Here is a 23,985-nt window from a genome sequence, read left to right as displayed (position 1 = left end):
GAATTCGAGAGTTGCTCTTCAAATAAGCCTTCCTACCGTTGGAAGGTCAAGCCCTTTTTGAAGCACGTTGCGATTTAGGGTCAATGCCTGTTGGTTTGATGGAAATGGCACCCGAAATGACCGAATGTATCCGCTAAACCGGCAATCTATTATGTGCTGCGGGCATTTCCAGGCCAACACTACTGCGATTGCGAATGAAAGAGTGTACGTCGCTGGCAGGCATAGGCCGCCCGGTCAGAAAGCCCTGCACCTCACCAAACCGCTCGGTCTTCAAACGCTCCAGTTGTTGTGCAGTTTCCACGCCCTCAGCTGTGGTGACAATGTTGAAGCCCGCACCGAGCGTTGCCACGGCCTGAATGATAGCCAGATCGCGCGTATCGACCTCAATTCCCGAAACGAAACTGCGATCAATCTTGATTTTATCGAATGGAAATGATCGCAGATAGCTGAGCGAAGAATAGCCGGTGCCGAAATCATCCATAGCAATCCGAACACCCAGTCGGCGAAGCTCGAAAAGCAGCTCGATATTGTTCTTGCTGTTCGACAGGAAGACCGATTCCGTGATTTCAAGCTCAAGCCTGTCGGGTGAAAGACCAGCCGCTTCCAGCGCGTCTGTGACGGAGTTCAGAAGTGTTGTCTGGCTGAACTGCACCGGGGAGAGGTTGACCGAAACCTTGATGTCCTCCGGCCATAGAACGGCTTCCCGACATGCAGCCCTTAGAACCCAGTCGCCGATGGGACCAATCAGTCCCGTTTCTTCCGCCAATGGAATGAATTCGGCAGGTGAAACCATGCCCCTTTCAGGATGACGCCAGCGGATCAGCGCTTCAAAACCTGAAATCTTGCCGCTTTCAAGATTGAAAATCGGCTGATAATGCAGTTCAAACTGTTCATCAAGCAGAGCCTGGCGAAGTTCGCCCGTCATGACATGGCGCTTCTCCGCTGCCAAACGCAGGGAATGTTGATAAAAACGGAACGTGCGGCGTCCACCTGATTTTGAAGCATAAAGTGCAAGATCGGCATTACGCATCAACGCATCGGGATTGTCACCATGCAACGGCGCTTGGGCAATACCCATGCTGCATGAGACAAATTCGGAATTACCCACCAGCGTGAACGCATCCTGAAAAGCTGAAAGGATGCGATCCGCAAACATCGCGATCTGCCCCAGCGTTCCGCTGCGATAAACAATGGCAAATTCATCGCCGCCAAGCCGGGCAATGAATTCATCCGAAGTCGTGATCTGTTTCAGACGGCGCGCCGCTTCCTGCAAAAGCTGGTCACCCGCCTGATGGCCGATGCTGTCGTTGATGTTCTTGAAATGATCAATGTCGAGATAGAACAGGGCGAAGGGCTCGGAATCTCCACCCTTTTTCAGCAGGCCCTCCACATGGTGCGCGAAATAGGTGCGGTTCGGCAGACCAGTCAGACTATCGTGCATGGCGATATATGCCATGCGTTTCTCGATCTCGTGTCGTTCCGTTATATCCTCAATGAGACCAATCAGATAACGCGGTTCATCCCCCTCAACGGGCGGGATGGAGCATTTTATGATCCGCATCATGCGCGAGGTCCCATCCTTGCGCTCGATCTTGCGTTCGACCCTGAACACTTCCCGGCGTTGCATCGCCAGTCGGTCCTGCTGGCCAATCACAGCCGCTTCATGCTTGGGGAAGAGATCAAGGGCGGTAGAGCCGATAGCTTCTTCTATCGGCTGTCCGCTCGCCGCTGATGCAGCCTGATTGTAGAGTACATAACGCCCTTCGTCTTGCATGTCTTTGACGAAGACGCCAAGCGGCAGATTGTTGACAAGACTGTCCAGTAAAGTCTGCGCATGATTTGCCTGACGATTGGCCTCCGCCAATTCCGTTCTGTCCTGAACGATTGCCAGAATAGCGTCCTTACCGTCGAACAAGACCTGGCGTCCATAAGTCAGGACATCGATGGTTTCACCATTAGCCCGCAGATGTTGCCATCGTTCCGGTCGCTCAAGGTCGCTGCGGTCGCGAATAGCGGCAAGCATTCGATCCCGCTCGGTCTGCGGTCGAATGTCAAGAACGGTCATGCCCGGAATTTCATCGACAGTATAGCCATAGAGCCTGTAGGCGGCATCGTTCATCACGATGAAGCGTAGCGTCTCCGGGTCATAAACCCACATCGGTGTCGGGTGTGTCGTGAAAAGAATACGGAAGTCCTGTTCGGACGTGCGCGCCATCGTGCCTTCCGCCGAAGCGCCCTTCCGCTTCCTCATCGCAAACCCCTCATCCAACTGATCCTACAGGATAATAACGATCCACTTCATACGCAGACCGTCCCATTTCATAACATGATGCATAACACGCGGATGATACGCCCCGACACAGATTAAAGCCGAGAATTTTAATAAACCATATACAAATCGAGGGCTCATTTAAGGAATTTCTTTAAAGCCGTACTTTTTCCATCGCTTGACCCGCTTCCACTTCCGGCCTATGCCTACAGACGCAAAATTCGTTGGGGTGCCTTCGAAGCAATATCGGGAAAAGTGCTGGGCAGTTTTCCGTCCGATCTTGCGACACCAGAGGCTGAGAGGCGCGTTCTCGCGTCAACCCATTGAACCTGATCCGGGTAATACCTGCGTAGGGAACGGAGTTTGGCGCGTCGCGGACGGGGCAATGCCCCAAATGGAGCTTAGGCTCCGACCCAGTTCATGACGTCTCATTTTCCGTTCGGAATGAGAGACGACATGACGGACCAAAGACACAGTTTCTCCCGAACTTTATCAACAGGCGATGAAGCCTCTTCCGTGCCTATTTGTGTCACCATTGCCGGTTCCGACAGTGGCGGCGGCGCCGGCATTCAGGCCGACCTCAAGACGTTTTCAGCGCTCGGCGTCTATGGCGCAAGTGTGATTGCCGCCGTAACCGTTCAGAACACCTGCATGGTAAGCGCGGTGCACGACATCCCACCGGCCATAGTCGCAGGGCAGATCGATGCAGTTTTCAGCGACCTCAATGTCGCAGCCGTCAAGATCGGCATGGTTTCTGTTCCTGAAACAATTGAGGCCATTGCGCGGGGCCTTGCACATTTTTCCGGTCCCGTCGTTGTCGATCCGGTGATGGTGGCAAAGTCGGGCGACCGGCTTTTGAGCGAAAACGCCACAGCGCTTTTGCGCCAGAAACTGGTGCCGCTGGCCACGCTTTTGACGCCCAACCGGCCAGAAGCGGCTTGCCTGCTCGGCTGCGGTCTGGCGCTCGACGATGCGGACGCCGAAAGGCAGGGCCGCGCCTTACTCGAACGCGGCGCGAAAGCAGTTTTGATGAAGGGCGGCCATGCGGAAGGCGAAACCTGCGTCGACCTTCTGGTTCGCCCCGATCAGCCGACATTGCGTGTCGAGGCATCGCGTATTCTGACCGGCAACACACATGGCACGGGCTGCACCCTCTCTTCAGCCATTGCAGCTGAACTTGCCAAGAATCTTTCGCTCGAGAAAGCCGTGCTAGCAGCCCATGCCTATCTGCAAGGAGCAATCCGCGCCGCCGACACATTGAAGGTCGGACAGGGCCACGGGCCGGTGCACCATTTCCATGACCTCTGGAAAAGCCGAACAGAGGAGACCATGTGATGCGCGTCACCATCATCGGAGCGGGCGTCGCCGGTCTTGCCACCGCCACCGAGTTTACCGATCAAGGCCATGCCGTCACCGTCATCGCCAAAAGCGCGGAGATCGGTTCCGACAGTTGCTCATGGTTTGCGGGTGGAATGCTGGCACCCTGGTGCGAGGGCGAGAGCGCAGAAGAACCTGTCGTTCGCCTGGGACAGGAGGCAATCGACTGGTGGGAACAGCACGTTTCGACAGTCCATCGCAAGGGCACGCTTGTCCTCTCGCACACACGCGATGCAACCGAACTTCGGCGCTTCGCCCGCAGGACCGAAGCATTTGAGACCATTGATCAACACCAGATTGATGCGCTGGAGCCAGATCTTGCAGGGCGTTTCCGGCAAGGTCTGTTCTTCACGGCAGAAGGCCATCTCAATCCGCGCAGAACACTGGTTGAGCTCACCGAAAAACTGCAAAAGGCAGGCGTCGTCTTTCACTTCGGGCAGGATGCGAAAGACGTGAAAGTCGATGCCGACATTACCATTGATGCACGCGGCCTCGCAGCGCGCGACCAGTTGCAGGACCTGCGTGGCGTCAAGGGGGAGATGCTGATTGTCCGTTCGCGCGACATCAATCTGAAGCGCCCCGTGCGCCTCCTGCATCCGCGCATTCCGCTTTATATCGTGCCGCGCGGCGACGGCGTGCACATGATCGGCGCGACCATGATCGAAAGCGACCAGCGTAGCGGCATCAGCGTGCGCTCCACGCTGGAACTTTTAAGCGCGGCCTATGCCTTGCATCCAGCCTTTGGTGAGGCGGAGATTCTCGAAACCGGTGTCGATGCGCGCCCGGCCTTTCCCGACAATCTGCCCCGCGTGAGACGGCGTGGCAAAACGATCTATGTCAACGGGCTTTACCGTCACGGCTTCCTGCTCTCGCCCGCCGTGGCGCGTATGGCAGTTGCCGCCGCGACCATGCCGGAAGATGCAACCGGACCCAAGCCTGAATTTGTGGAGGACTATGCATGACGATAGTGCTGAACGGTGAAGTCATTACCACGGCAGCCACCAATCTGGCGGCGCTGCTGACTGAGATCGAACTGGATGAGGCGGTTGTTGCGACCGCGCTGAACGGCGAATTCGTAGCCAGCGACGAGCGCGAAGCTGCGACCCTTTCGGCTGGCGATCGCATCGAGGTTCTGGCCCCAATGCAGGGAGGCTGAGATGCTGGAATTCTATGGCCGGAAATTTGAAAGTCGTCTGCTGCTTGGCACTGCGCAATATCCATCGCCCGCTATTCTTGCCGATGCGGTGCGCGCCTCGCGGGCCGGAATCGTCACCGTCTCGCTGCGTCGTGAAAGCGGTGAGGCACGGGCCGGACAGGATTTCTGGGCGCTGATCCGCGAGCTGGGCGTCGCCGTTCTGCCCAATACGGCGGGCTGTCACACGCCGCGTGAAGCGGTAACCACAGCCAGAATGGCGCGCGAAATCTTCGGCACGAACTGGATCAAGCTGGAAGTGATCGGCGATCACGACACTTTGCAACCCGATCCGTTCGGCCTCGTGGAAGCAGCCCGCACGCTCTGCGACGAGGGCTTTGAGGTCTTTCCCTATATGAATGACGATCTGGTCGTCGCGGAAAAGCTTATCGAGGCCGGTTGCAAGGTTCTGATGCCATGGGGCGCGCCGATCGGCTCCGGGCGCGGACTGAACAATCCCTATGCGCTGAAGACCATGCGGGCGCATTTTCCCGATGTTCCGCTGGTGGTCGATGCAGGCATCGGCGTGCCGTCCCATGCGGCGGCGGCGATGGAGCTGGGCTATGACGCCGTGCTCATCAACACCGCCGTCGCCAAGGCCGGTGATCCTGTCGCCATGGCGCGCGGTTTCGCGCTTGCAGTCGAGGCCGGGCGGCTCGCTTTTGAAGCCGACGCCATCGAAGCACGCGACATGGCCGCCCCCTCCACCCCCCTCCTCGGAAAGGCGTTTCTGTAATGGCCCTCGATCCGTTCTACCCGATCTTCGACAGCGCAGCATGGCTTGAGCGCATGGTGCCACTCGGCGTCAAGCTGGCGCAATTGCGTATCAAGGATAAAGACGACGCTGCTTTGCGCGCTGAAATCCGTGCGGCCCGCGATATATGCCTTGCGCATGACTGCCAGCTCATCATCAACGACTACTGGAAGCTGGCGCTGGAGGAAGGCTGCGACTTCATCCATCTCGGTCAGGAAGACCTCGACGATGCCGATCTCGATGCCATTCGTGCCGGTGGCCTGAAACTGGGCGTCTCCAGCCATGACGAGACCGAGCTTGATCGCGCATTGTCGGTAAAGCCTGACTATATAGCGCTCGGCCCCATCTACCCGACAATCTTGAAAAAGATGAAATGGCAAGAACAGGGCCTTGCGCGCCTTGGGCAATGGAAAGCCCGGATCGGCGACATTCCACTGGTAGGTATCGGTGGCATGAGTGTCGAACGTGCACCGGGCGTTTTCGACGCGGGTGCCGATATCGTTTCTGTCGTTACCGACATTACCCTCAACGCCAACCCCGAAAGCCGCCTGCGCCAGTGGATCAAAGCCACGCGCGCTTATGCAGGCCCTGCTCTGGAGCAGACCCGATGAAAAGAACTGCCCTCGCCGCCCTATTCGGTCTCGCCCTCACCGCTTCAACTTCGGCCCATGCCGACGACAAGCTAAAACTTATTCTCGACTGGTATGTGAACCCTGACCATGGTCCGATCATCATCGCCGACAAGCTTGGTTACTTCAAGGATGCCGGGCTGAACGTAGATATTGTCGCGCCTGCCGATGCCTCGACACCAACCAAAATGGTGGCGGCAGGACAGGCTGATCTCGCCATTTCCTATCAGCAGCAGGTGCATCTTCAAGTGCATGAGGGGCTGCCGCTGATCCGCGTCGGGACACTGATCGACTCGCCGCTCAACTGCCTGATGACCCGCGCCGACGGATCGGTGACCTCCATCGCCGATCTCAAGGGCAAGAAGATCGGCTATTCGGTCGCCGGAACCGAAGAAACATTGCTCGGCACCATTCTCGGACAGCATGGCGTCAAACTCTCCGATGTCGAACTCATCAACGTGAATTTCTCGCTTACGCCGTCGCTCATGTCGAAACAGGTCGATGCCGTTATGGGGGCCTATCGCAATGTCGAGCTGAACCAGATGGCTGTCGAAGGCGTACCCGGCAAGTGCTTCTTCGTCGAGGAAGAAGGCGTGCCGGTTTATGACGAGCTGGTCTATGTCGCCGCTTCGGACAGGCTGGACGCTGCCGAAAAGGACAAGATTTCGCGCTTCCTCTCGGCCACCGAAAAGGCCGCGCAATTTATCGTCAACCACCCGAACGAGGGCTACGAGCTGTTCTCCTCCTACAGCACCGAACTCAAGGACGAGCTGAACCAGCGCGCCTGGAAAGACACTGTCGCCCGTTTCTCCCGCTCGCCTGCAAGTCTCGATTATGGACGATGGAGGCGCTACGAAGCCTATCTCAAGGAGAACGGTCTCGTGCCTTCGATCCTGCCGGTCGAGAAATTTGCCATCGACGTCAACGCGGAAGGGAGCAAGTCATGACCATGCCGCAACCGCATTATTCATCCGAACTTTTCACGCGCCTTCGCGCTGCGACGCTTGGCGACTGGAAGCCCTATATCGAGCATGATTTCGTGCGCGGATTGGGTGATGGAACGCTGCCGAAAGCTGCCTTCCTGCATTATCTCCGTCAGGACTACGTCTATCTGCACCACTATGCCCGCGCCTTCGCGCTTGGCGTTGTCAAAGCCAATACATTGCAGGAAACACGGCTCTGCGCTCAAATTATGCATGGTCTGGCCGTGACCGAGCTGCCGCTTCATGTCGGCATTTGTGCCCGCGAAGGAATCAGCGAAGACGAGCTTTACACGACCAAAGAAGAGCCGGAAAACGTCGCTTACACCCGCTATGTGCTCGATTGCGGGCAGGCGGGCGATTTTCTAGATCTCCTGACCGCGCTCGTGCCCTGCGCGCATGGCTATGGCGAAATCGGCCTCAACCTCGCCGTAACCGCCCTACCCGGCACGCCTTATCAGGAGTGGATCGACACCTATGCGGGGTCTGATTATCAGGACATGTGTCACACGGTCGGCAAGCTGTTCGATCAGGCCGCAAAGGACCGTATCGGCGACGATTTTGAGAAAAGCCCGCGCTGGCCGAAGCTCTGCCAGATTTTCGCAACAGCAAGCAGGCTCGAAGCCGATTTCTGGTCAATGGGTTTGAAAGCCGGATAGTGAACGAGGCACCTACGAACCGAAGCCGGAAAAAGCGCACCGCCGATGGTTTACTGTCGGCAGCCATAGCGCTTGCCATCTGGCAGGCAGTGGTGAGCGTCGGCCAGATGCCGCGCTTCATCCTGCCCGGCCCGCTGGATGTCGTGCAGTCCTTAATCGGCAATGCCGGGCTGATTGCCGAAAACGCTGCCGCCACCATCGGCGAGGTTTTGGGCGGTCTCGTCCTTGGCAGCGCAGTCGGCATCGCGACCGCAATCGGGCTGATGATGTCTCCGCTCGCGCAGCGGCTCGTCATGCCGGCGATGGTGTTCAGTCAGGCGATCCCAATCTTCGCGCTCGCCCCCATTTTGACGTTGTGGCTTGGCTACGGTCCTGCATCGAAGATCGCGGTCACAGTGCTGATGATCTTCTTTCCTGTCGTTTCGACCTTCTTCGACGGCATGCGGCGTACCGACAGCAGCCTGATCGACGCGGCGGAAATTCTCGGAGCCGGACCTCTGGCGATCCTGTTTCGCATCCGCATCCCAGCCGCCTTTCCTTCGCTGGCGTCGGGCCTTAGCCTTGCGGCGGTCTATGCCCCCATCGGCGCCGTGGTGGGCGAATGGGTGGGGGCGTCTAAGGGCCTCGGCTATCTGATGCTGCTCGCCAATGGGCGTGCCAAGGTGGACCTCATGTTCGCCTGCCTGTTCGTACTGGCGGCCTTCACCATGCTGCTGCACAGCACAGTGTCGCATTTCGCCCGCAAGCTTGCCGCTTGGCCGCAAAAAGCCAAATGAAAACCGGCGGGACAACCGCCGGTTTTCACATGCACTCACGCCGTTATCAGGCTAGCGTATAGGCCGTCTTGACCGTCGTGTAGAACTCGGCGGCATAACGGCCCTGTTCGCGCGGACCATAGCTTGAGCCCTTGCGTCCGCCGAATGGCACGTGGAAATCCACGCCCGCTGTCGGCAGATTGACCATCACCATGCCCGCTTCCGAATTGCGCTTGAAATGCGTGGCATATTTCAGGCTCGTCGTGCAAATGCCCGATGACAGGCCGAAGCTCGTATCGTTGGCGGTAGCAAGCGCTTCTTCATAATCCTTCACGCGGATGACCGAAGCGACAGGGCCAAAGATTTCCTCGCGGCTGATACGCATCTGGTTGGTGGCTTCGGTGAAAAGCGCAGGCTGGAGATAGAAGCCCGGCGTTTCGCGGTTCAAACGCTCGCCGCCAAAGGCAAGCTTTGCGCCTTCCTTGCGACCGATCTCAATGTAGTCCATATCCTGCTGAAGCTGGCTTTCATCAACAACCGGACCGATATGCGTCCCCTGTTTCAGGGCATTGTCCACCACGACAGTCTTGAGCTTTTCGATGGCCGCCGCAACGAACTTGTCGTGAATACCTTCCGTTACAATGATGCGCGACGACGCCGTGCAACGCTGGCCGGTCGAGAAGAAGGACGAATTGACCACGGACTCGACAGCGACATCGAGATCGGCATCATCCAGAACGACAACCGGATTCTTGCCGCCCATTTCGAGCTGGAAGCGACGGTTGTGTTCGATGGAAGCCGCCGCAACGCGCTTGCCCGTACCGGTCGAACCGGTGAAGGTGACGGCGTTGACATCGGGACTGTCCAGAATGGTCTGACCGACAACCGAGCCCTTGCCCATGACGAGGTTGAGAACGCCCTTCGGCAACCCTGCGCGATGCAGGATATCGACAATCGCCCAGGAGCAGCCCGGCACGAGATCTGCCGGTTTGAACACAATCGTGTTTCCGTAGCAAAGTGCCGGCGCAATCTTCCATGCCGGGATTGCAATCGGGAAATTCCACGGCGTGATGATACCGACGACGCCGACTGGCTCGCGGGTGATTTCTACACCGATGCCCGGACGTGCGGACGGCAGAACCTCACCTGCCAAACGCAGGGCTTCGCCTGCAAAGAAATCGAAAATCTGGCTGGCGCGGATGGTTTCGCCGATGCCTTCAGCCAGCGTTTTACCTTCTTCACGCGACAGGAGACGGCCAAGCTCATCCTTGCGTGCCAGAATTTCATCTGCGGTTTTGCGAAGGATGGCGTGCCGCTCCAGAATGCCCGACCGGGACCAGGCCGGGAAAGCGGCTTTCGCGGCAGCGATGGCTGCCTTGGTGTCATCGGCAGTTGCCCGCGCATAAGTCCCAACGACATCATTGGTGTCCGAAGGATTGATGTTAGCGATCTCGTCGCCACCGACCCATTCGCCCGCAATCAGATTTTGATGAACTGTCATGAACTCTCCCTGTGCGCCGCACGGCTCTGATATATCTCAGAACGACCCTTCACCCATGATCGGCGGAATTGCAAGGCCGGAGCCGCCTTGTAACAAAAAAAGTGAAAATATCCCTGCAATGAAGGGCTGAAACCCGGATCAACGCAGCTTCAAGCAAGCCTTGCAAATTTACCACAGTCAAATGCTGAGATAGAAAATCCTTCATTTTGCGGCTTGGCAAAATTTTTTGCTCATTTATTGTGCACGCATCTGCAACACTGGCAAGAGGTATGAGATGCGTTTCTATTACCCATTCCCGATGGTGCCCAGTGTTCGCGCGGGCGTTTCCAAGCTTTAAGTCTTTGGCCCGCACCGCAGGCTAAGGCCTGAACGCCCTCCCTAAGGGCAGATTCTAACACTTCCAAATTTGCCGCAGCCCTCAACGGCTGTTCGTTTTGTCTTTGCTTTCACGCATTGTCCGACGCGAAACCGCTTCGCACTTTTGCTGGAAATGCTTTTAAAGGAACCAGAACCCGCTCAAACGCGGCCTGGTAATACAGATATGACTCGGTTTCGCATAGATTTCCGGGGACCTGCCTTCCGCAACGTCCTCGGCTACACTTTCGGCCACTGGCGAAGTCAGCCCTTGCGGCTGGCGCTGATGATAATCGGCATGCTGCTTGCAACAGCCGCAGATGTTCTGACGCCGCTCTATTCAGGTCGGTTGGTCGACGCGCTTTCGTTGGGTAACGATGGTGCGTGGGATGCTGCCATCCACGCCCTGATCATCCTGCTGGCACTGGGGGCGCTGGCGCTGATCACGCGCCAGTTGACCTTCTATGTCATTACGGACTTCACTTTGAAGATCATGAGCGACATGGCAGCCAGTTCGTTCCGTAAGCTGCAACGGTTTTCGACCGACTGGCACGCCAACGCCTTTGCCGGATCGACGGTGCGTAAGGTCTCGCGTGCCATGTGGGCGCTCGACCTGCTCAACGATACGCTGATCGTCGCGCTGTTGCCGTCGATCCTGATGCTGGTTGGTTCAGTGGTGCTTCTATCGTGGTATTGGCCGTTGATGGGGCTGCTGGTTGCAATCGGCTCGGTGCTGTTCATCGTCTGCACGATCGTGATTTCACTTGGCTTTGTCGCGCCTGCGGCAACGCTTGCCAATAGCTGGGATACGCGGATGGGCGGTGCGTTAGCCGATGCCATTTCGTGCAATGCCGTTGTCAAGGCATTCGGTGCGGAAAGCCGCGAAGATGTGCGCCTGGCAAAGGTCGTTACCAAATGGCGCGGCCGCACACGCCGCACATGGCTGATTGGAACACTGAATGGCTTCATTCAGGGCGCTAACCTGCTGGTGATGCGTGGTGTGGTCATAGCCTTTGCGCTTTATCTATGGAGCCAGGGCAAGGCGACGGCAGGCGATATCACCTTCGTCCTGACAGCCTTCTTCATGCTGCAAGGCTATTTGCGCGATGTAGGCATGCATATCCGCAACCTGCAACGTTCGGTCAACGACATGGAGGAACTGGTCGACATCGAGGCACAGCCTTACGGCATTGCCGACAAGCCGAATGCGCCAGCGATCAAGATTGGAAACGGCGAGATCACTTTCGATCACGTCACTTTTCATTATGGCAACCACGAAACAGCCCTCTATCGCGACTTCTCGGTCAAGATCGAAGCTGGCGAAAGGGTTGGTCTGGTTGGCCATTCGGGTTCAGGCAAGACCACCTTCGTGAAGCTGATCCAGCGGCTTTACGATGTCAGCGGTGGTGCTATCCGCATCGACGGGCAGAACATTGCCGATGTCACGCAGGCATCTCTCCGTTCGCAAATCGCCATTGTGCAACAGGAGCCGATCCTGTTTCACCGGACGCTAGCCGAAAACATCGCCTATGCTCGCCCCGGCGCGACACAGGCGGAGATCGAAGAAGCGGCAAAGCTTGCAAGCGCGCACGACTTCATCAGCCGCTTGCCGAAGGGCTATGCAACGCTTGTCGGTGAACGCGGTGTAAAGCTTTCGGGTGGCGAGCGTCAGCGCGTGGCTATTGCTCGGGCGTTTCTGGCAGATGCACCGATCCTTATTCTGGATGAGGCCACATCGAGCCTCGATTCAGAATCGGAAGTATTGATCCAGCAAGCCATGGAGCGGCTGATGGTGGGGCGTACGACGCTTGTCATTGCACACCGGCTTTCAACGGTTCGTGCACTTGATCGATTGCTGGTATTCGACAAGGGCAAGATTCTTGAAGAAGGCGATCATGACGCGCTTATCCGCAAGCCCGGCGGCATCTATCGTCGCCTGTTCGAGCGGCAGGCGCTGGAACTGACCAAGGGACTGGAAGACGTCTTTTCGTAATCCCCCCCTATTTGCCGTAGACAGGGCCGGATCAATTCCGGCCCTGTTTTCATTTTATACTGTCTATCTGCTATTTTTACGCATGTCTTCAACCCGAAACCGGTTCCCACTTTCAGGAGACATGCTCCATTCATCATCCATTCAGATCACGATGCGTATCACTCGCGGCCCAAGCGTTCCTTGACATTTCCGTGACAGAAATGTGACAGGATTTTTTTGAAAGTTCGGGAGTTAGTGAGCACAACATGCCGGGTGTGATGGAAAATACCGCAGCGCGTCGCTGGAGCGATGCCGCGATTTTCGGGCCTGCCCGTATTGCTTGGCCGCTGCGCCTTACGGCGATTGCGCTTGCTTCCATCGTGCTTTCGACCCTGCTGGTTTTTGCCATTGAATGGATCGTGCGCGGCTCGTTCACCGATACGATGCAGTTCTTCCGCACGCCGCATAAGCCTGCATGGACCACAGTCGCGTTTTTTGTCGTCGTGCTAACAGCAAGCGACGCTATTTTCGGACGCATTCACTATGGCTTCTTTGTTGTCGGTCCGCTGATGCTGATTGCAGCGACGACCGCACGCGAAAAGAGTCTTTATCTCGGTGATCCGCTTTATCCGAGCGATTTTCTCTATGCCCGTCAGATCGTCGATCTTCTGCCGCTGCTGATGCGTGATCGCCCGTGGAGCGCCGTAGGCATAGCCCTGCTTCTCATCGCTTTGGCTGCAGTGATGATAACCGTGACATTGCTCTGGTGGCGGCGCTTCGATCCGATCCCGCGAAGGGGCCGCGTGCTGCGTCTTGCCTTCGCGCTGCCCTTGCTCGCCTGGTTTGCAGTGATTTCCGACTATTCCAGTTTTTCGCTGGCGCGCGACCGCCTGCGCATTTTGCCCATCATCTGGGACCAAAAGGAAAACTACGCCCATAACGGCTTTACCATGGCCTTCATCCTGAATGCGCCCATGGCAACCGTCTTCGCTCCAGAAGGCTATTCTTCGCAGGCAATTGCCGCCATCGAACCGCCGGCACAGTTGATCCCGGTTGCGTTCGATAGCAGGAAGCCTGACATAATTATGGTGATGAGCGAATCCTTCTGGGATCCGACACGCCTTCCCGGTGTGGCTTTCAGCGCCGATCCAATTCCGACGGTCCGGGCAGAGCAATCGGGCCATGTCTTCTCGCCGGAATTCGGCGGCATGACCGCCAATGTCGAATTTGAAGCTTTAACCGGGTTTTCCAAAGCCTTCCTGCCCTCTGGCAGTATCCCTTATCAGCAATATATCCGTCGCCCGCTTCCCTCCCTTGCAAGTTTTTTCAAGGATCAGGGTTATGCGACGCGCGCCATCCATCCCTATCGCCAATGGTTCTGGAATCGGGCCCCTGTCTATGAAAGCATGGGCTTCGACAAGTTCATGTCAGAAGAAAACATGCCACCGCTTGAAAAGCGCGGCGCGCTGGCTTCCGACGCTGCTTTGACTGAGGAAATGATCCGCGAAGCAGATGCCATGGATGCGCCGTTCTTCTTCTTTGCGGTCTCGCTTCAAGGACATGGCCCCTACGAAGCCAATCGTTACCCGGATTCCAAACTAGAGGTGCAGACTGACGCCACCGCCCATACGCGCCGGTCGATCCGCACCTATGCGCAAGGTGTCATGGATGCCGATGCAAGCCTTGCACGGTTGATGGAATGGGCCTCCAGGCGAGAGCGAGAAACAATCCTCGTCTTCTTCGGTGACCATCTGCCACCGCTCGGTCCTGTCTATGTCGAAACCGGATTTATGAAAACCCGGGTCGCGAGTCGCACAGCGCCCGCCGCGGATATGATGCTGCAACACGAAACGCCATTGGTTCTCTGGTCGAATAAACGTGGAGCCGAGCGGGGAACCGGCACGATCAGCCCCGCCTTCCTGCCACTGCACATTCTGGATATGGCAGGTATGCAGCATCCCTATTACACAGGCTTTCTGCGTCAGTTACATGAGCGCTATCAGGTCGTTGACAATCATGCGCTGTTCGACCGCTCGGAAAAAGCTGAGGAAGGCTGGCAACAGCGACCGCAATTCCCGCCGCTCCTGCGCGATTATCAGATGCTGCAATATGACATGATCTTCGGCCGAAATTTTGCCCGCGAACGGTTCTTCCCGTCACATCCCGAACAAAGCTGACCTTGGTGTCTATACCGGTGCCTTGCCCGAAGACTGACGGATGATAAGTTTATATTCAATCCGCCGGGACGGAGACAAGTGGCCGGTCTCAATCTGGTTCAGAAGCATGTCCGCCGCATCACGGGTCATCTCAAAAATTGGCTGGCGGACGGTGGTGATCTGTGGCGAAACCATGCTGGCGATCGCGCTGTCATCGAAGCCAACTACCGTTAGCTGATCAGGTACCGCAATATTGTGGTCATAGGCGACTTGCATGACGGCAGCCGCCATGTCGTCGTTTGACGCGAAAACGGCTGTCGGCGGCTCGTCAAGCGAAAGCAGCTTCTTTCCCGCCGCAAGACCGCTGGCAAAACTGAAGCCACCCTGAACTTCATAGTCAGGATTACCTTTGATCCCCGCCTCTTCCAATGCGCGCCGATAGCCTGCAAGGCGCAGTTCCGCCGAACGATGGGTTGGATCGCCAATAACAATGGCAATCCGACGATGACCGAGTTTCAGAAGATACTCCATCAGATCGGCGGCTGCAGCCTGGTCATCGATCGTCACACTATCCGTCGGATGCACATTTACGTCGCCTGCGACACGGGCAAACGGCATCGCGGAAGCTGTCAGTTCGGCCAGGATTTCTGGATCGTCCGACATGGGGGGCGTCACAATGATACCATCGAGACCAGAAGCATGGGCCGTTTCAATCAATGCCCCACGAATATCCTCACGATTTTCGACAGGGAAAATCAGCAGCCGGTATCGCGTGTCGCGCAGTCGTTCCAGCGCACCCATCTGCAATTCGGTGACATAGCTGGCGCTCGGATTTTCAAAGAAAAGACCAATCAGGTGAGAACGCCGTTCAACCAGGTTGCGCGCTGCAGCATTGGGACGGTAACGCAATTCGCTCCCGGCATTCTTGACCTTTTCACGAATGGCCTCGCGCACGTTCGGTTCGTCGTTATAAACGCGTGAAACTGTCTTGATCGACACACCGGCAAGGCGGGCCACATCATGAATGGTTGCTCGTTTTCCTACAGCGGCCATATCGGATCGTCTCCCTCCCTCTCCGATCTAGGGTGAGGACCTAACTAACCGCTTTGCGACAAAACGAAAAGAGAAATCAGGGAGCCGAGCAAACCCGCGAGCGCGTCAGAAACCGAACCTCACGCCCGTTATCGAGGGAGAACATGCCTCCACGCCCTGGAATAACGTCAATAATGAGTTCGGTATGCTTCCAGACTTCATATTGCGGACCGCTGATATAGACTGGAGCACCCCCGATATCGCCCAGCTTTACATCCGTATCGCCGACGATGAATTCACCTTGTGGGTAGCACATGGGTGATGACCCGTCGCAACAACCGCCCGACTGATGAAACATGATCGGGCCATACTCGGCTTGCAACTCGCGGATGAGGTCAAGCGCTGCTGGAGTAGCGCTAACCTGACCGAGCCCCATGCCTGGGTCTTTCTCTGTCATATCCTCCTCCCAAGAAGATTGGCGGGCAGCTTTACGATGCCCGCTCCGAATGTTTATTTAACACGCATCCAGCCCGAAAATCGTCTCAGACTTTTCGCGATGCGCTCTCGCGTCCAGACATTATTGTGTCAGGTCCATCACGACGCGACCTTCAATATTGCCCTGACGCATATCGTCAAAGATGGAATTGATATCTTCCAGCTTCTCGGTGCGGATAGTGGCGCGCACCTTGCCGTCGGCAGCGAAATCCAGCGACTCCTGCAGATCGAGCCGTGTACCAACAATGGAGCCGCGCACGGTAACCCCGTTGAGCACCATATTGAAGATTGAGAGCGGAAAGTCTCCGGGCGGCAGGCCGTTGAGCGATACAGTGCCGCCGCGCGATACCATGCCCAGCGCCTGCTCAAAGGCAATCGGCGAAACCGCCGTCACCAGCACGCCCTGCGCACCACCATCGGTTTCTCTTTTGATGTAGGCTGCTGGATCGTTATGCGTTTTGGCATTGACGGTTACTGTCGCGCCGAGCTTGCGGGCTAGATCGAGCTTTTTGTCATCAATGTCTACTGCGGCGACATTAAGCCCCATCGCTTTGGCATATTGCACTGCCATATGGCCGAGCCCGCCAACACCGGAGATCACGACCCAGTCACCGGGCTTGGTATCCGTCACCTTGAGGCCCTTGTAAACCGTCACACCTGCACACAAAACCGGCGCGATTTCGTTGAAGTCGATATTCTTAGGCAAGTGCCCGACGAAATTCGGATCGGCTACGACATATTCGGCAAAGCCGCCATTAACCGAATAGCCCGTATTCAACTGCTCTTCACACAGCGTTTCCCAGCCGCCGAGGCAATGGCGACAGTGGCCGCAAGCAGTATAAAGCCATGGAACGCCAACGCGATCCCCTTCCTTGACGTGTCTGACGCCGCTACCCACAGCCGAAACATAGCCAACGCCTTCGTGTCCCGGAATGAACGGTGGATTGGGTTTCACTGGCCAGTCGCCCTCGGCGGCATGCAGATCGGTATGGCAAACGCCGAATGCACGGATGGCGACCTGTATCTGGCCCGGCCCGGGCTCGGGTATAGGCACTTCGTCAATCGTCAGTGGCTTTCCGAATGCCCGCACCACAGCGGCTTTCATTGTCTTTGCCATGAGGTTTCTCCTTCGTTGTCGAACTGAACTTGCTTCCTGGGGAAGGAAGAAATGGGTGTCGAAAACTGAATGCCATAGGGAGATAACAGAAAGGTCGCCCGGGCGTTTCCGCCCAGGCCCCCTTGGGAGGGTATTGGAAACCGTTATGCTCTACGCAATACTGCCATCAAGTACGGCTCCACCCATTGATTGAGCGCAATAGGAAGACATTTTCTTCGCATTGCGGTTCGGGGTTAAGCTTCGGTTGGAGCAGTTTCGTTTAAAACGGGGTTGTTGAAGCCGCTCTAACCTTTTGTTTTATGCATGTCTTGATCCCAAAACCGGTTTCCACTTTTGGGAGACATGCTCTAGAAGAAACCCAACTTCTTCGGGCTGTAGCTCACCAGCATATTCTTGGTGTTCTGATAGTGGTCCAGCATTTTCAGGTGGTTTTCGCGACCGATGCCCGATTGCTTATAACCGCCGAATGCCGCATGCGCCGGATAGGCATGATAGCAATTGGTCCACACGCGACCGGCTTGAATGGCGCGTCCGAAACGATAGGCCCGCGTGCCGTCCCGTGTCCATATACCAGCGCCCAGACCGTAAAGCGTATCGTTGGCAATCGATAGCGCCTCAGCATCATCCTTGAAGGTAGCAACAGACACGACCGGCCCGAAGATTTCCTCCTGGAAAACACGCATCTTGTTGTTGCCCTTGAATACGGTCGGCTTCACATAATAACCGCCAGCCAGATCGCCCGGCAGAATATTGCGCTCGCCGCCTGCCAGCACTTCAGCACCTTCCTGACGACCAATATCGAGATAGCTCAGGATTTTCTCGAGCTGTTCGCTGGAGGCCTGCGCGCCGATCATCGTTGCCGGATCGAGTGGGTCACCCTGCACAATCGCATCCACACGCTTCAGCGCCTTCTCCATGAACTTGTCATAGATCGACTCATGGATGAGTGCGCGACTTGGGCAAGTACAGACTTCGCCCTGGTTGAGCGCGAACATTACAAAACCTTCAATGGCCTTATCGAGGAAGTCGTCGTCTTCCGCTGCAACATCCTTGAAGAAGATGTTCGGTGACTTGCCGCCGAGTTCCAGCGTAACCGGAATAAGATTCTGGCTGGCATATTGCATGATTAATCGACCCGTCGTCGTTTCACCGGTGAAGGCGATCTTGGCGATGCGTGGGCTCGATGCAAGCGGTTTGCCTGCCTCAAGGCCAAACCCGTTGACGACATTGATAACCCCAGGCGGGAGAAGATCACCGATCAGTTCCATAAGCACGAGGATCGATGCCGGTGTCTGTTCAGCCGGCTTCAGAACGACACAATTGCCCGCCGCAAGTGCCGGTGCGAGCTTCCAGGTCGCCATGAGAAGAGGGAAATTCCACGGGATGATCTGACCGACAACACCAAGTGGCTCATGGAAGTGATAGGCGACCGTATCATGATCGATTTCGGAAATGCTGCCTTCCTGGGCGCGGATCACACCGGCAAAATAGCGGAAATGGTCGATGGCCAGAGGAAGATCGGCAGCGGTAGTTTCGCGGATTGGCTTGCCGTTGTCCCAGGTTTCGGCGGCAGCCAGCGCAGGCAGGTGTTCCTCAATCCGGTCGGCAATGCGATTGAGGATGAGCGCGCGTTCCGCCGCGCTCGTCTTGCCCCAGGCATCCTTGGCGGCATGCGCTGCATCGAGAGCCGCTTCAACATCGGCGGCGTCCGAACGGGCCACTTCGCAAAGCACCTGCCCGTTGACCGGCGACGTATTTTCGAAATAGCGGCCCGATTTGGGTTCGACCCATTTGCCCCCGATGAAATTTCCGTAGCGTTTTGCGAAAGCCGGCTTCACGGTCCGGCTGAATTCAACCTTGTTCATGACATTCCTCCCAAAACCACGCTGCTCCTACAGCGTTTCATGGGTGAGGATCGCGCGACAGCGCGAAAGAGTCATCCCGCGCATTCAAGCTCGCAAGGTTATGTGTCGCAATATTGAGACAGTTGCGCCCGCCTATTTCTGATTAGTGCGGACGAATGATCTTCAGCCGGTTGAGCTTGCGATGAAGCGTGGCGCGGCTGATGCCCAGAAGCCCGGCAGCCGCCGAAATATTCCCTTCTGCACGCGCAAGGGCGCGCAGGATGACGCTCCGCTCCGACTCTGCCATATCTTCACGCGGATCGGCATGCCAGCCGAGAAGATCGGCTGCGGGCAACGGAACCGCAAGAGCGGCATCGTCAAGCCCCATGGCCAGACGCGCCGCACGTGTGGCGCCGATAACCAGATCATCCTTGTCGACCGCGATCAGCGCGCCGCCTGTTCTGTCGGGGCTTGGCGCCAGCATGATACGAGCCTCGGGGAAAGCCTGACGGAAATTCTCAGCTTCGATGCGCCGTGCAGCATCGATTACGGCGACGGATATGAGTTGCGCAAAAGCCTCTGTCAGATCGGCGCGACACGAAGAAACGTCGAGCGCCGCCATCAAGCGCCCTTGATGATCATGGATCGGGGCAACCGTACAGGAAAGCCCTATATTACGGGTATGAAAATGCTGGTCGCGATGGATTGTCAGCGGACGCTGCTCAACAATGCAAGTACCAATGCCGTTCGTGCCTTCGCTTTGTTCGCTCCAGACCGCACCGGTCCAGAGCCCCCAGCGATAGAAGGTATCGTCATCGCCCGGTGCGCCACGACGTTCGACCGGCACGCCCTCGCTATCGGCCAGAAGCACACAACAACCGACCCCGCCAACGGCCAGATAAAGGCGATCCATACTGGCTTGCGCTATGCTGACGAGGCGTTCGATACGCTGATGAGCAGTTTTGAACTCGCCGTCGGAAAGGGTGCGCACCGATCCCAGTTCGGCAGGATCAAGCCCATGCAGTTCCGCCGAGCGCCGCCATGAGGCGACCAGAGCCGATCTGGCAGCGCCACCCGCTGTCATGATTGCGGACTGAATCCGATCAGCATGTGTTCCGTCTTGCGGTGTGCCCATCTTTTCCTCCCAGGAAGGCTGGAACCCGCTTTCTGGTGGTCTGATTCCGGCATTTGCCTCCCTCGGATATGCGTGCCGAGCAAATGTCGAAACCGAGAAGACCACCATTAGATAGATGGTTCTAGTGGATGTCCGAATTTGACGTCAGAAACGGGCTCCATGTCGGACGGGTATCAAACGTCAAATTCAATCCACCAGGAGAATAATGACTGCTCATAACACAACTGGCAAGTGCGGCTAAAGATTGAGAGGATCAGGCGACCCATGCTGACTTCAGATATTCTTCGAGTGCGGAAACATCCGCGGCATTGAGACGAAGGCCAAGTTTCGTACGCCGCCATAGAATATCTTCAGCGCTCACTGCCCATTCATGCTCAAGCAGATACCGCACTTCGGCTTCATAAAGATCCGCACCGAAATGCTGCCCGAGATCGGCAAGCGAAGCGGCCTCCCCAAGCAAGACGTGAGTACGCGTTCCATATTGTCGGAACAAACGCCGAGCGTGGGCAGGAGTCAGGAAAGAATAAGCGGCATTCAGCTTTTGCAGCTCACGCTCGAACTCGACTTCCACGAAGTCACCACCGGGCAACGGTGCGGCATGGGTCCACGGCGCGCCCTTCTGCCCCAGCCGGAGCTCTATCTTTTCCAGCATATGCTCGGCGAGCCGCCGCGCGGTCGTCAGCTTGCCGCCGAAGACGTTGATCAGGGGCGCAAGCCCATCGGGCGCGTCTTCTTTCAGCACATAATCGCGCGTTGCTTCCTGTGCTTTGCTCGCACCGTCATCATAGAGCGGGCGCACACCGGAATAAATCCAGACGATATCCGTGCTTTTGACCGGTTCCTTGAAATATTCGCTGGCTGCCGCGCAGAGATAGTCGGCCTCGCTGTCGGTGATCGCGACCTTGGCCGGGTCACCCTCATAATCCTGATCAGTCGTGCCGATCAGAGTAAAGTCATCCTCATATGGAATGGCAAAAATGATACGCCCGTCATTGTTCTGGAAGAAATAGGACCGGGGATCGGAGAATTTCTTGTGCACCACAATATGACTGCCCTGAACAAGACGGACATTGTGAAGCTGCCGATCTCCCTCGACACCTTGCAAAACCTTGTCGGCCCAGGGACCAGCGGCATTGACCAGCAGACGGGCACGAACTTCCTCACGCTCCCGGCTGCCGGCACCCTCCAGCGTAACGGTCCAGTATTCCCTGTCACGGCGAGCCGCCACGACCTTGGTTCGAGTCCTGAGGATCGCACCGCGATCCGCTGCATCGCGGGCGGTTAAGGCGACGAAACGTGCGTCGTCTACCCAACAGTCCGAATATTCGAATGCCTTTGTAAAAAGCGGCTTCAAGGGCTGCGCCGCCGGATCGGAACGCATATTGAGTGTACGCGTTGCAGGGAGCTTTTTACGCCCACCCAAATGGTCATAGAGGAATAATCCAAGTCTCAACAACCATGCAGGGCGCATTCCGCCTTTATGATAAGGCAATACAAACCGCATCGGATGAATGATGTGGGGTGCATTGGCCCATAGCACCTCGCGCTCCATCAGCGCCTCACGCACCAGACGAAATTCATAGTGCTCCAGATAGCGCAAACCACCGTGAATAAGTTTGGTTGCTCGCGACGAGGTACCGCTTGCCAGATCGTTCATTTCGGCAAGGCCAACCGAAAATCCGCGGCCAACCGCGTCGCGCGCGATACCGCAGCCATTGATGCCGCCGCCGATTACAAAAATGTCGAATAGTTTCTCTTGCGCCATGGCGAACCCCGAAGACCGGTCTCCGAAAACCAAAGCGAATATAATTCATTTAATACGAAAGCAAATCGAAAATGAAACGAACTTAGATTCGTTTTTCCTCGACCTGCCTTTCTCCAAGAGTTTCTATCAATTCAACCTCGCTTTCACGACAACGGTCCCGCAACTGGTTTGACGGGCAATGGTCGGTGATAAAGGTATCGATCTGCGATATGTGACCAATGCGCACCGGGGCGGTTCGCTCCAGCTTCGTGGAGTCAGTGACAAGGATCACGTGGCGGGCATTGGCGATAATGGCTTGCGCCACTTTCACTTCGCGGAAATCGAAATCCAGGAGGGCCCCGTCTTCGTCCATGGCGGAAGCGCCGATAATCGCGTAGTCGACCTTGAACTGTCGGATGAAATCAACAGCCGCTTCACCGACGATCCCGCCATCGGACGGGCGAACGACACCGCCTGCAACGACCACTTCTATTGAGGGGTGAACGCGCAAAGTGTTGGCCACATTGATGTTATTGGTGATAACCATCAGATTGTTGTGGTCGACCAGCGCATGGCTGACGGCTTCTGTCGTAGTGCCTATATTGATGAAAAGGGAAGCGCCATCTGGAATGATTTCTGCGGCAGCACGCCCGATCGACTCCTTTTCATGCGCGGCGATGCGGCGTCGCGCTTCATATTCCATGTTCTCAACGCCGGACGGATAGAGTGCACCTCCATGAATACGTCGCAGCATCCGGGCGCGACAAAGGTCATTCAAATCCTTGCGCACCGTCTGCGGCGTCACCTCGAAAGCCGCAGCTAGATCGTCCACCAGAACCTGCCCCTGCTTGCGAGCGAGCTCAAGAATTGCATTGTGACGGGGGGTGAGCTGCATTTTTATCCCAGAGCTGGTATTATTCCGATTGCGTCGGAGTAATTTCGCGGTTTTTCAATAGAAAGCAACCACTTCCGTTCAAATGACTTCGAATAGCATTCGCTTCCCAGCGATTTTAGGCCCCTGTCGCCTTCACCGGATAGCCATACGATGAAAATGAGCAGCGTTATTGCGTTGCGCACCAAGTGTGGAGTTGGGACCTGAAGACGAGGGACCGCGCCGGAAAGACTAAACAACAGTCCAATAAATTCATGGGGAGGACCATCCGCTCGCCGATTTTCGTGCAAACGGCACCCAACCGAAACCGAATGGGGTCAATCGAGATCGAACTTCTCACCATACATTCTATGCAACTTGCACGCGACTTCCGTCCGGTTCGCAGCACCAATTTTCTTCATGATATTATGGACATGCGCCTTGACTGTGCCTTCGCTCATGCCCAATTCGAATGCAATGATCTTGTTCGATTTTCCAATTCGGATGGCGTGTACAACTTCGATCTCGCGTGCTGTGAGCAACTCACCCAGAACATCGTCGTCAACGTCTGTCGGCGCTGTCTGGAACACCATGGAAGCGGGCACATACATACCGCCAGCCGTGGCAAGATGAATGGCTTCGACGCAAACCTTGATATCAACAGACATGGGGATATAACCGCGCGCGCCGATTTCCATAGCACGCACAACCTGGGCCCACTCCTCGCGTTCCGCGAGAAAAACGACCGGAACCGGACGCCAGAGTTCAATCACCGACTGCAATTTCTCCGAAAAGAACGGATCGGCCAGCCGCTTGGAGCCAATATTAATAAGGACAACAGCTATGTCCTCGGTGGGATCCGCCAGTTCGATCGCCGCTTGTGTCTCCACTGGAAGCTTGAGGCCATTCAGCACGAGTCCGTTGTAAAGGCACTGCCGTTCAAGATTGCTCTTGCACACAAGCAACATGCGCCGTCCACGCACTGCTTCAGTACTGGCGGCGTTACCCCTGTCGCCCGTACTCCCCGAAGCAGCCCAAAGGCTATCCCCTCTCGTCTCCAACATGTGATACTCCCGGCGCTACTCAAGTTGCTGTATGTTTGTGCATCCATCTATTACTTTCGTCAGAGACGAACAATTTCATGCGCTT

20 protein-coding genes and 1 riboswitch are annotated in these 23,985 nt (G+C 56.5%); of the genes, 10 read left to right on the top strand and 10 right to left on the bottom strand.

Annotated features, from left to right (window positions below):
* Positions 1–133: 133 nt before the first annotated feature.
* A complete protein-coding gene (locus FJQ48_RS00435) occupies positions 134–2,251 on the bottom strand; it encodes a bifunctional diguanylate cyclase/phosphodiesterase (protein ID WP_139973254.1) in 2,118 nt (705 codons plus the stop codon).
* Positions 2,252–2,484: 233 nt separating this feature from the next.
* Positions 2,485–2,642, top strand: a riboswitch (TPP riboswitch).
* Positions 2,643–2,725: 83 nt separating this feature from the next.
* Here FJQ48_RS00435 and thiD point away from each other — a divergent pair.
* The 8 genes from thiD to FJQ48_RS00395 are packed head-to-tail and all read left to right on the top strand — an operon-like array spanning position 2,726 to position 8,636.
* On the top strand, positions 2,726–3,604 hold the full coding sequence (gene thiD, locus FJQ48_RS00430; protein WP_247870272.1) for a bifunctional hydroxymethylpyrimidine kinase/phosphomethylpyrimidine kinase: 879 nt from the start codon (positions 2,726–2,728) through the stop codon (positions 3,602–3,604).
* Entirely contained in the window at positions 3,604–4,608 is a 1,005-nt protein-coding gene (gene thiO, locus FJQ48_RS00425; RefSeq protein ID WP_139973252.1) for a glycine oxidase ThiO, read from the top strand. Before thiD ends, thiO begins: the two co-directional genes overlap by 1 nt.
* Positions 4,605–4,802: a sulfur carrier protein ThiS gene (gene thiS / locus FJQ48_RS00420; RefSeq protein ID WP_139973251.1), complete on the top strand. Its 198-nt coding sequence runs from the start codon at positions 4,605–4,607 to the stop codon at positions 4,800–4,802. Before thiO ends, thiS begins: the two co-directional genes overlap by 4 nt.
* A gap of 1 nt (position 4,803) precedes the next feature.
* The gene (locus FJQ48_RS00415) at positions 4,804–5,574 is read left to right on the top strand and encodes a thiazole synthase (protein WP_139973250.1); all 771 of its coding nucleotides are present in this window, start codon (positions 4,804–4,806) and stop codon (positions 5,572–5,574) included.
* On the top strand, positions 5,574–6,203 hold the full coding sequence (locus FJQ48_RS00410; RefSeq protein WP_139973249.1) for a thiamine phosphate synthase: 630 nt from the start codon (positions 5,574–5,576) through the stop codon (positions 6,201–6,203). The genes FJQ48_RS00415 and FJQ48_RS00410 overlap by 1 nt, the downstream gene beginning before the upstream one ends.
* The gene (locus FJQ48_RS00405; protein WP_139973248.1) at positions 6,200–7,168 is read left to right on the top strand and encodes an ABC transporter substrate-binding protein; all 969 of its coding nucleotides are present in this window, start codon (positions 6,200–6,202) and stop codon (positions 7,166–7,168) included. The genes FJQ48_RS00410 and FJQ48_RS00405 overlap by 4 nt, the downstream gene beginning before the upstream one ends.
* Entirely contained in the window at positions 7,165–7,860 is a 696-nt protein-coding gene (tenA, locus tag FJQ48_RS00400) for a thiaminase II (protein ID WP_139973247.1), read from the top strand. The genes FJQ48_RS00405 and tenA overlap by 4 nt, the downstream gene beginning before the upstream one ends.
* Complete coding sequence (locus FJQ48_RS00395; protein WP_139973246.1) at positions 7,860–8,636, top strand: ABC transporter permease; 777 nt, start codon at positions 7,860–7,862, stop codon at positions 8,634–8,636. The genes tenA and FJQ48_RS00395 overlap by 1 nt, the downstream gene beginning before the upstream one ends.
* A 46-nt stretch (positions 8,637–8,682) precedes the next feature.
* Here FJQ48_RS00395 and FJQ48_RS00390 read toward each other — a convergent pair whose 3' ends face one another.
* Complete coding sequence (locus FJQ48_RS00390) at positions 8,683–10,116, bottom strand: aldehyde dehydrogenase family protein (RefSeq protein ID WP_139973245.1); 1,434 nt, start codon at positions 10,114–10,116, stop codon at positions 8,683–8,685.
* A 541-nt stretch (positions 10,117–10,657) separates the two neighbouring features.
* Between FJQ48_RS00390 and FJQ48_RS00385 the strand changes: the two genes are divergently transcribed.
* Together FJQ48_RS00385 and FJQ48_RS00380 are read left to right on the top strand one after the other, a co-directional pair.
* Complete coding sequence (locus FJQ48_RS00385) at positions 10,658–12,463, top strand: ABC transporter ATP-binding protein (RefSeq protein WP_180350079.1); 1,806 nt, start codon at positions 10,658–10,660, stop codon at positions 12,461–12,463.
* 245 nt (positions 12,464–12,708) lie between these two features.
* The gene (locus FJQ48_RS00380) at positions 12,709–14,619 is read left to right on the top strand and encodes an LTA synthase family protein (RefSeq protein ID WP_139973243.1); all 1,911 of its coding nucleotides are present in this window, start codon (positions 12,709–12,711) and stop codon (positions 14,617–14,619) included.
* Between the two features lie 9 nt (positions 14,620–14,628).
* Here FJQ48_RS00380 and FJQ48_RS00375 read toward each other — a convergent pair whose 3' ends face one another.
* The 8 genes from FJQ48_RS00375 to FJQ48_RS00340 form a co-directional block, all read right to left on the bottom strand.
* Positions 14,629–15,651: a LacI family DNA-binding transcriptional regulator gene (locus FJQ48_RS00375; protein ID WP_139973242.1), complete on the bottom strand. Its 1,023-nt coding sequence runs from the start codon at positions 15,649–15,651 to the stop codon at positions 14,629–14,631.
* 76 nt (positions 15,652–15,727) lie between these two features.
* Positions 15,728–16,087 carry a DUF779 domain-containing protein gene (locus FJQ48_RS00370; protein ID WP_139973241.1) on the bottom strand — a complete coding sequence of 120 codons (360 nt, stop codon included), beginning with the start codon at positions 16,085–16,087 and terminating at the stop codon, positions 15,728–15,730.
* A 120-nt stretch (positions 16,088–16,207) separates the two neighbouring features.
* A complete protein-coding gene (adhP, locus tag FJQ48_RS00365; RefSeq protein ID WP_139973240.1) occupies positions 16,208–17,242 on the bottom strand; it encodes an alcohol dehydrogenase AdhP in 1,035 nt (344 codons plus the stop codon).
* A gap of 347 nt (positions 17,243–17,589) precedes the next feature.
* Complete coding sequence (gene adh, locus FJQ48_RS00360) at positions 17,590–19,107, bottom strand: aldehyde dehydrogenase (RefSeq protein WP_139973239.1); 1,518 nt, start codon at positions 19,105–19,107, stop codon at positions 17,590–17,592.
* Between the two features lie 142 nt (positions 19,108–19,249).
* Positions 19,250–20,221 carry a GAF domain-containing protein gene (locus tag FJQ48_RS00355; RefSeq protein ID WP_139973238.1) on the bottom strand — a complete coding sequence of 324 codons (972 nt, stop codon included), beginning with the start codon at positions 20,219–20,221 and terminating at the stop codon, positions 19,250–19,252.
* A 253-nt stretch (positions 20,222–20,474) separates the two neighbouring features.
* Positions 20,475–21,986, bottom strand: a complete 1,512-nt coding sequence (gene glpD / locus FJQ48_RS00350) for a glycerol-3-phosphate dehydrogenase (protein WP_139973237.1) — start codon at positions 21,984–21,986, stop codon at positions 20,475–20,477.
* Between the two features lie 82 nt (positions 21,987–22,068).
* Entirely contained in the window at positions 22,069–22,860 is a 792-nt protein-coding gene (locus tag FJQ48_RS00345) for a DeoR/GlpR family DNA-binding transcription regulator (protein WP_139973236.1), read from the bottom strand.
* Positions 22,861–23,174: 314 nt separating this feature from the next.
* Positions 23,175–23,900, bottom strand: a complete 726-nt coding sequence (locus FJQ48_RS00340) for a response regulator transcription factor (protein ID WP_139973235.1) — start codon at positions 23,898–23,900, stop codon at positions 23,175–23,177.
* Positions 23,901–23,985 lie beyond the last annotated feature (85 nt).

This window comes from Ochrobactrum sp. CGA5 (genome assembly GCF_006345815.1).
GTDB lineage: Bacteria > Pseudomonadota > Alphaproteobacteria > Rhizobiales > Rhizobiaceae > Brucella.
This window is presented reverse-complemented; position numbering and strand designations above follow the sequence as displayed.

What these genes read in the sequence shown, in the direction of transcription:
- FJQ48_RS00390 (WP_139973245.1), bottom strand. Translation starts at nt 10,116, where the DNA reads ATGACAGTTCATCAAAATCTGATTGCGGGCGAATGGGTCGGTGGCGAC.
- FJQ48_RS00345 (WP_139973236.1), bottom strand. Translation starts at nt 22,860, where the DNA reads ATGCAGCTCACCCCCCGTCACAATGCAATTCTTGAGCTCGCTCGCAAG.
- tenA (WP_139973247.1), top strand. Translation starts at nt 7,165, where the DNA reads ATGACCATGCCGCAACCGCATTATTCATCCGAACTTTTCACGCGCCTT.
- thiO (WP_139973252.1), top strand. Translation starts at nt 3,604, where the DNA reads ATGCGCGTCACCATCATCGGAGCGGGCGTCGCCGGTCTTGCCACCGCC.
- glpD (WP_139973237.1), bottom strand. Translation starts at nt 21,986, where the DNA reads ATGGCGCAAGAGAAACTATTCGACATTTTTGTAATCGGCGGCGGCATC.
- adhP (WP_139973240.1), bottom strand. Translation starts at nt 17,242, where the DNA reads ATGGCAAAGACAATGAAAGCCGCTGTGGTGCGGGCATTCGGAAAGCCA.
- FJQ48_RS00415 (WP_139973250.1), top strand. Translation starts at nt 4,804, where the DNA reads ATGCTGGAATTCTATGGCCGGAAATTTGAAAGTCGTCTGCTGCTTGGC.
- FJQ48_RS00385 (WP_180350079.1), top strand. Translation starts at nt 10,658, where the DNA reads ATGACTCGGTTTCGCATAGATTTCCGGGGACCTGCCTTCCGCAACGTC.
- FJQ48_RS00375 (WP_139973242.1), bottom strand. Translation starts at nt 15,651, where the DNA reads ATGGCCGCTGTAGGAAAACGAGCAACCATTCATGATGTGGCCCGCCTT.
- FJQ48_RS00435 (WP_139973254.1), bottom strand. Translation starts at nt 2,251, where the DNA reads ATGAGGAAGCGGAAGGGCGCTTCGGCGGAAGGCACGATGGCGCGCACG.
- FJQ48_RS00380 (WP_139973243.1), top strand. Translation starts at nt 12,709, where the DNA reads ATGCCGGGTGTGATGGAAAATACCGCAGCGCGTCGCTGGAGCGATGCC.
- FJQ48_RS00370 (WP_139973241.1), bottom strand. Translation starts at nt 16,087, where the DNA reads ATGACAGAGAAAGACCCAGGCATGGGGCTCGGTCAGGTTAGCGCTACT.
- thiD (WP_247870272.1), top strand. Translation starts at nt 2,726, where the DNA reads ATGACGGACCAAAGACACAGTTTCTCCCGAACTTTATCAACAGGCGAT.
- FJQ48_RS00410 (WP_139973249.1), top strand. Translation starts at nt 5,574, where the DNA reads ATGGCCCTCGATCCGTTCTACCCGATCTTCGACAGCGCAGCATGGCTT.
- FJQ48_RS00405 (WP_139973248.1), top strand. Translation starts at nt 6,200, where the DNA reads ATGAAAAGAACTGCCCTCGCCGCCCTATTCGGTCTCGCCCTCACCGCT.
- adh (WP_139973239.1), bottom strand. Translation starts at nt 19,107, where the DNA reads ATGAACAAGGTTGAATTCAGCCGGACCGTGAAGCCGGCTTTCGCAAAA.
- thiS (WP_139973251.1), top strand. Translation starts at nt 4,605, where the DNA reads ATGACGATAGTGCTGAACGGTGAAGTCATTACCACGGCAGCCACCAAT.
- FJQ48_RS00355 (WP_139973238.1), bottom strand. Translation starts at nt 20,221, where the DNA reads ATGGGCACACCGCAAGACGGAACACATGCTGATCGGATTCAGTCCGCA.
- FJQ48_RS00340 (WP_139973235.1), bottom strand. Translation starts at nt 23,900, where the DNA reads ATGTTGGAGACGAGAGGGGATAGCCTTTGGGCTGCTTCGGGGAGTACG.